The sequence below is a fragment of the Nonomuraea turkmeniaca genome (assembly GCF_005889735.1).
Lineage (GTDB): Bacteria > Actinomycetota > Actinomycetes > Streptosporangiales > Streptosporangiaceae > Nonomuraea > Nonomuraea turkmeniaca.
This window is the reverse complement of record NZ_VCKY01000383.1, coordinates 1-6,359: the sequence shown is the minus strand read 5'-3', so window position 1 is coordinate 6,359 and position 6,359 is coordinate 1. Positions and strand designations below refer to the sequence as shown.

The window sequence follows — 6,359 nt, the reverse complement described above, 5'->3', positions numbered from 1 at the left end:
CCCCTGCACCCCGCCCGCCTCTTCGAGGCCGTCGACGAGCTGGTCGTCGAGTCCGTACGCTCACGCGGCCGATTCTGGCTGGCCACCCGGCCCGGCCAGTTGCTGGCCTGGGACGCCGTCGCCGGCATCGTCTCGGTCGAGGACGGCGGCCCTTGGCTGGCGGCGCTGCCTGAAGCCGCCTGGGACATGGTTTCCCCAGCCCGCCGCCTGGCCGCCGCCCTGGACTGGGACGACGAACACGGCGACCGCGTCCAGCACCTGGTTTTCACCGGCCCTGACCTGGACTCCGCCCGCTTTCGTGCGTTGCTGGACTCCTGCCTGCTCACCGAGGAGGAGGAAGCGGCAGGCCCGGATGCCTGGGCCAGCTACGACGACCCGTTCGCCCTCATCCTCAACGTCAAGGAGCACGCGTGAAGACCCGCCGCCCCCCGCGTAAGAAGCCCAGCCCGCTTCTGCACGTCGACCGCATCGACTACAAGGACACCAACCTGCTGCGCAAGTTCGTCTCCGACCGCGGCAAGATCCGCAGCCGCCGAGTTACCGGCGTCACCGTGCAGCAGCAGCGCCAGCTCGCCAAAGCCATCAAGAACGCCCGCGAGATGGCCCTGCTGCCCTACACCACCCGATCAAGCACTTGACCAAGCCGCCGGCGGTTACCGGACGAAAATGATTGTCTTTGTCGCTATGCTCCCTTAAGGCTCTCCGCACTCGGTGGGCCTCCCTGATCTTCCGTCAAGCCCGGTTCGGAGAAGGGATCCCTGGTGCGCAAAGCACTGATTCCACTGCTCATCACCGTCTTGGTGGTCTACTCGGCGCAGCAACTGCTGACCCCGGTCCTGGCGCCACTCTCACGCGAACTGGCACTGACCGAGACCCAATTAGGCCTGGTCATCACCGTCGCGGCCACGGCCCTGACCATCGCCAGCCCGCTATGGGGACACGCCTTGCAGAAGATCGGGCTGCGTCTGGTCCTACTGTCAGGGCTCGGCCTCGCCACAGCAGGTCTGACCGGATTCGCGATCGTCGCCGCCATCGGCCTTGACGGCACGATGCCCACGCCGATCGTCTTCGCCCTGCTACTGGCCACCCGCAGTATCGTCTTCGGCGCCGGGATCGCTGCCCTGCCGGTCGCCGCCCTGGCCGTCGCCAGCACCTCCACCACCACGGAGGCCGAACGCACCCGCGCCACCGGCCTGGTCGGTGCAGCTCAGGGGCTCTCCCTGGTCTTGGGCCCCGCTGGAGGCGGGGCCCTGGCCGTGGTGTCTCTGATGCTCCCGCTCTACCTCGCCCCGGTCTTGTGCCTGCTCCTCACGATCTGGGTCCTGGCGACCGTACGGCCGCCGTCCGCGAGCGCACCCGCCGGGCAGCGCGGCCCGCGGCTGCGCCCCTGGGACGCGCGGCTGTGGCCGCTCCTCGCGATCGGCTTCTGCCTCTACCTGTCCCTCGGCCTCGTCCAAGTAATCATCGGTTTCCTGGTCGCCGACCGTCTCCACCTGGGACCGCAGGAGACCGCGGGCGCAGTGGGCATCTCGTTGTTCGCCGCCGGGCTGATACTCGTCGCGGTGCAGGGCGGCGTGGTTCCGGCGCTCAGCTGGCCGGTCCTGCGGCTGCTGCGCATGGGCATCCCCATCGCGATCGCCTCCTTCGCGCTGCTCGCCGTCGCGGACAGCCTGTGGCTGATCGCCACCTCATTCGGCCTGCTCGCCCTCGGGCTCGGCCTCGCGATATCCGGCTTCACCGCCGCACCGACCCTGGTCGCCGAGCCCGCTCAGCAGGGCTCGATCTCAGGTCTCGTGAACGCCACCATCGGCGCCACCTTCATCGTCGGCCCTGTCCTGGGCACCGCCCTGTACGAGATCAGCCCCGTCATCCCCATTCTTGCCGCACTTGGCGCGGTCGTGACCGCGCTTGTCCTGGCATGGGTGTCGCCCGCCGCACGGCATACACGCGTGGCCGCGACCCTATGAGGGCGTCGCCAGTGGACCTTTACTATGGCTCTCGGGGTATCACATGGCTCCTGATCCTTCGCCCGGCCAGGGCAAACGCCTAGCCGTGCTTCCCCGCGCTGACCTCACAGGGCTTGGGGCCGCCACCATGCCTGGATACCTTCAGGAGCGGCCGGGTGGCGTTCGAGCCCGACTGCCAACAGTTCGGTAGCCAGTGTCTCGTCGGAGATGACATGGCAGTCGAACTCGGCGGTCTCTTCACGGATCAGCTCGTCGCCACGCCAGGTCCGGTAGGTCATCACCCAATGGATCAGGTCCTCACCCGCGACGTCCGCCCGCGAGAGCGTGTCGTAGCGGTACCGTCCCAAAGTGCCCCCAGGCACCACAGACGGCGGGACTGCGGTCGCCGTCTGCGGATACTGCGACTCCACGATCAGCAGACCGCCGGGGCGGAGAGCCCGGGCCCACTTGCTCCAGAGCCGAGCCCTCTGGTCCGGCGAAAAGTGCATGATCATGTTGAACAACACCACGCCATCCAGCGGTGTGTCCACTTCGGCTTCCAGCGCATCCTCGGGCACCACGGTCACCTTGTCCGCAGCCTCTGGTATGCGGGACACCCGCGTCACCAAGGCAGCACGCATGATGCGCGTCGGCTCGATCGCGAAGATCTCGCCGTCCGGGGCGAGCAACTCCAGCAGAACTTCAGTGAACAGCCCTGTGCCGGGACCGATCTCCGCAACCGTCCGGGCCCCGGTCACCAGCCGCCTCAGCGCGTCAGCGCGTCAGCGAGCGAGTCCCGTACTGGCTCCGGGAAGATGATGTCGTAGTACGGGGCGTTTACGCCATAGCCGAGCCCCTGATCGGCGCGGCCGGCCTCACTCGTGACGGTCTTCCTCATCTGTGTCCTTTCTTAGTAGCGGGGCAGGCATCTCGTTATCGGTCACCTGAGATCGTCTCGCAGCCGGGATACCTGGCATTCAGCGAAGAACAGCTCGGAATGACGATCCAGTGCGATACGCAACGATAACGGTTTTCAATGAGTCGCCGTCCCTGCTACACGTCGGTGGTGTAGGGGATCCGCCGAAGTGCCACGATCACACCGAGCACCTCTCAACCGCTCCCGCCATGATCTCCGCGTTCGAGTAGCGCGGGGCGGATCCCCTGTGCGGCGATGGGCCGGACGCGGTCAGCCGATACCTCCAGCACCTGCACTCGCTGCGTGGTCGCCCGGAGGTCGACGTCGCCAAGCAGCGCCTGCCAGCGCGTCGTGTCCGCTGCATCCATCACCACCTCGACTTGACAACGATTTTCGTTTCTACAGGGTTTGAGCGGAACGGACCACCCTGACCGAGGAGACAACGTGCTCAAGCGAGTGCGCCCAGGCGTCGCGATCCTGGCGATCTTGGCCTCGGCGGCGTACGGCGACGGCCCTAATGGCCCATGAGCCAACACGAGACCAAGATCCCCGCCATGGTGACGACCACCCAGATCCCGGACGTCTCGCGGCCGGTCGAGGGCGACGCGGCGGGGATCACCCAGTTGCTCAGGCCGAACGTGGCCGCACGACTTCGACCCGGGCCTGTCGCGGTCGCCGGAGTCGGCGGCCCCACGACTACGGCCTGCTGCACCCTCCGGTGCTGCCTGCCGTCGCCCGGCTGATCAACGCCACGCTCGACAGAGCGCCGGCGCGACTTTGAGAAAGGCTGCCATGCACTCCCAGCTCTACGGCCGGTTAGCGGCGATCGTCACCGCGGTCGCCCTCCTGGCGGGCTGCTCCGGCACCACGCCCAGCACCGCACCGGCCACCGCCGGCTCACAGCCGACAGGCACCGGCACGGTACGCTACGCCGCGCCTGGCTCCCCCTCCAACGCCGTCACCGACCCGCACGGCCTGCTGCCCGGCGAGAGCGACATGGTCAGAATGGCGCTGACCTACGACGTTCTCACCCTCCCCGGCGCCGACGGCTCGACCAAGCCGCGCCTCGCCACAGCGTGGCGGCCCGACGCCACCCTGACCAAGTGGCGGATCACCATCCGGGACGACGCGAAGTTCTCCGACGGCCGCCAGGTGAAGGCGGCAGACGCGCTGTTCTCGCTCCGCCGGATGGGCAAGAAGGCGGCGGAGAACTTCGGCCGCATGGCCATGTTCGACCTCGACACCTCCAAGGTGATCGACGACACCACCTTCGAGTTGGTGACCACGAAGCCTTACGCCGAGGTGGGCAAGGCGCTGGAAGGCGCGACCTTCGTCGTACCGGAGGGCAGCGACGACTTCGGCAAGCCGGTCCCCGGCTCCGGCCCGTTCCGACCGACCAGCAAGGGCGGGGCGCAGGCGGTGGTGTTCGAAAGGAACGACGCCTGGTGGGGCCCCAAGCCGCCGACCGCCGTCATCGAGGTACGCGCCGTACCGGACCCGCAGGCACGCGCCCAGGCGCTGCTGTCCGGGCAGGTCGACCTGGCCGGAGGAGTGCCCGCCACGCTGGTGAAGCAGCACGAGAGCAACAGCGCGGTACGTGTCCTCCGCAGGCCGGGCGCGACCCTGTACCCACTGGTCATGCGCATGGACACCAAGCCCTTCGACGACCGCCGGGTACGCGAGGCCGTACGACTCGCCCTGGACCGCAAGCAACTCCTGGACACCGTCTTCCTCGGCTACGGCGAGGTCGGCAACGACCTGATCACCCCAAGGACCCGACCAGCCCCGCGAACCTGCCGCAGCGCACCCGTGACCTCGCCCGCGCGAAGGCCTTGATGGCCGAGGCGGGCCTGGCCGGCGGCATCGACCTCACGCTGCACACCACCACCGCCTACCCGGGCATGGACAGCGCCGCCACACTGATCTCCCAGCAGCTTGCCGACATCGGGATCCGGGCGAAGGTGCGCCTGGAGCCGCCGGACACCTACTTCTCCGCGGTCTACGCGCGCAAGCCTTTCTACCTCAGCTATCTGGGCGGCATCCCGTTCCTGGACGTGGTCAGGGTGACGCTCACGCCCGGCTCTCCCACCAACGAGACGGCGTGGAAGGACCCCGCCTGGTCCGCCGGCCTGGACAAGGCGCTGGCCGAGCCGGAAGAGGCCAAGCGGCGCTCCCTCTTGTCGGACCTGCAGGCTCGCCTCCGCGACCAGGGCGGCTACGCGATCTGGGCGCTCAGTGACCGGCTGGACCTTGCCAAGGCGGGGTTGAGTGGCGTTCCCGAGGGGATCGGCTTCGCCTCGGCGTTCATCGACCAGGTGCGGCTGGACGGCTGACGTGCGCCAGGTGCCGCGGCCGGTCGGTGCGCTGGTCAGGAGTGGGCTGCTGCTGGCGGAGCAGGGACTGGATGCGCCCCTGCACGTCCGCTACCTCGACTGGCTGTCCGGGGTGCTGACCGGCGCGCCCGGAGTCTCGCTCATCACCGGGCGGCCGGTCGCCGACCTGGTGGCGGAGCGGGCCGCCGTGACGCTCACCCTGGCCGTGGCCGCGCTGGCGGTGAGCGTCCCCCTCACGGCGGCCCTGGCCCGGGCCGCAGTCCGCGGTCCCCGGCGGCTGCGGCCCGGGGTGAACGCCGTGGTCGTGGCCGGCGCGGCCCTGCCCCAGGCCGTGGTGGCCGCCGCGCTGGTCGCCTGGCTGTCGGCGGGCTGGGGGCTGTTCCCGCCGGTGTCGATGCTGCCCGCGGGAGAGCCCCCATGGCACCGGCCGGACCTGCTGGCGCTTCCCGTGCTCACGCTCGCGCTGCCGACCGCCGCTTACGGCGCCGCCCTGCTCCGCGGTGCGATCGCGGACGTGGTGGCCCGGCCATACGTGCGCGACGCCGAACTCCGCGGCCTGCCACCGGCCGCGATCCTGTTCCGTTACGTGCTGCCGATGGTGGCCGCGCCCGCCACCCGCCTGCTCGCGGTGATCCTCGGCGGGCTGGTGGCCGGGACCGCGGTGGTGGAGACCCTGTTCGGCCTGGCCGGGCTGGGTGAGCTGCTGGTCACGGCCATTTCGACGCGGGACGTGCCGGTCGTCCAGAGCGTCGCCCTGCTCGCCGCGGCCGTCGTGGTGGCCGGGCTGCTCGCCGCCGACACGGCCGCCCACACCACCTCGGGAAGAGACCATGAAGCGCTCTGACGCGGCCGCAGACGGCTCGATCACGAAGCGCCGTGCCGTGCTGGTCCTCAGGGCCTCGGACGGCCCGCTGATGAAGCGCCTTGCCGTGCTGATCCTCGGGATGGTGACCGGGGCCGCGCTCCTGGTGGCGATGGGCGGCGAGGCGCTGGCCGGGCGCAACCCGGCCGCGATTGCCGCGCCCCCGTGGGCCGGGCCCGCGCCCGGACTGCCGCTTGGCGCCGACGGGCTGGGCCGGGACGTGCTGGCCAGAGTCCTGGCCGGCGGGCGGGACCTGACCTTGACCTCGCTGGCCGCCGCCCTGACGGCCTCGGCCCTGGGGG

General features: G+C 69.9%; 9 protein-coding genes and 1 pseudogene. 8 read left to right on the top strand and 2 right to left on the bottom strand.

Going from position 1 to position 6,359, the window contains the following annotated elements; genetic code table 11:
- The 3 genes from ETD86_RS51745 to ETD86_RS51735 all read left to right on the top strand — a co-directional run.
- Positions 1 to 414: CobW C-terminal domain-containing protein (locus ETD86_RS51745; protein ID WP_138673959.1), on the top strand; the 414-nt coding region annotated here is incomplete at its 5' end.
- On the top strand, positions 411 to 638 hold the full coding sequence (rpsR, locus tag ETD86_RS51740) for a 30S ribosomal protein S18 (RefSeq protein ID WP_138673958.1): 228 nt from the start codon (positions 411 to 413) through the stop codon (positions 636 to 638). The genes ETD86_RS51745 and rpsR, both read left to right, overlap by 4 nt.
- Positions 639 to 761: 123 nt before the next feature.
- Positions 762 to 1,967: an MFS transporter gene (locus ETD86_RS51735; RefSeq protein WP_170223763.1), complete on the top strand. Its 1,206-nt coding sequence runs from the start codon at positions 762 to 764 to the stop codon at positions 1,965 to 1,967.
- Positions 1,968 to 2,071: 104 nt separating this feature from the next.
- On the opposite strand, the gene ETD86_RS51730 is transcribed toward ETD86_RS51735, so the two are convergent.
- Together ETD86_RS51730 and ETD86_RS59495 are read right to left on the bottom strand one after the other, a co-directional pair.
- The gene (locus tag ETD86_RS51730) at positions 2,072 to 2,704 is read right to left on the bottom strand and encodes a class I SAM-dependent methyltransferase (protein ID WP_170223762.1); all 633 of its coding nucleotides are present in this window, start codon (positions 2,702 to 2,704) and stop codon (positions 2,072 to 2,074) included.
- Positions 2,705 to 2,712: 8 nt separating this feature from the next.
- On the bottom strand, positions 2,713 to 2,844 hold the full coding sequence (locus ETD86_RS59495) for a hypothetical protein (protein ID WP_281287105.1): 132 nt from the start codon (positions 2,842 to 2,844) through the stop codon (positions 2,713 to 2,715).
- A 542-nt stretch (positions 2,845 to 3,386) separates the two neighbouring features.
- Here ETD86_RS59495 and ETD86_RS51725 point away from each other — a divergent pair.
- From ETD86_RS51725 to ETD86_RS57690, 5 genes and pseudogenes are all read left to right on the top strand, one after another.
- Positions 3,387 to 3,605, top strand: coding sequence for a hypothetical protein (locus tag ETD86_RS51725; protein WP_138673955.1), 219 nt, complete (start codon positions 3,387 to 3,389; stop codon positions 3,603 to 3,605).
- A 49-nt stretch (positions 3,606 to 3,654) separates the two neighbouring features.
- Positions 3,655 to 4,698, top strand: a complete 1,044-nt coding sequence (locus tag ETD86_RS59490; protein ID WP_281287104.1) for an ABC transporter substrate-binding protein — start codon at positions 3,655 to 3,657, stop codon at positions 4,696 to 4,698.
- On the top strand, positions 4,698 to 5,195 hold the full coding sequence (locus ETD86_RS59485; RefSeq protein WP_281287103.1) for a periplasmic substrate-binding domain-containing protein: 498 nt from the start codon (positions 4,698 to 4,700) through the stop codon (positions 5,193 to 5,195). The genes ETD86_RS59490 and ETD86_RS59485 overlap by 1 nt, the downstream gene beginning before the upstream one ends.
- A gap of 1 nt (position 5,196) precedes the next feature.
- Entirely contained in the window at positions 5,197 to 6,039 is an 843-nt protein-coding gene (locus tag ETD86_RS51715) for an ABC transporter permease (protein ID WP_170223761.1), read from the top strand.
- Positions 6,026 to 6,359, top strand: a pseudogene (locus ETD86_RS57690) (hypothetical protein); the annotation flags it as partial. The gene ETD86_RS51715 and the pseudogene ETD86_RS57690, both read left to right, overlap by 14 nt.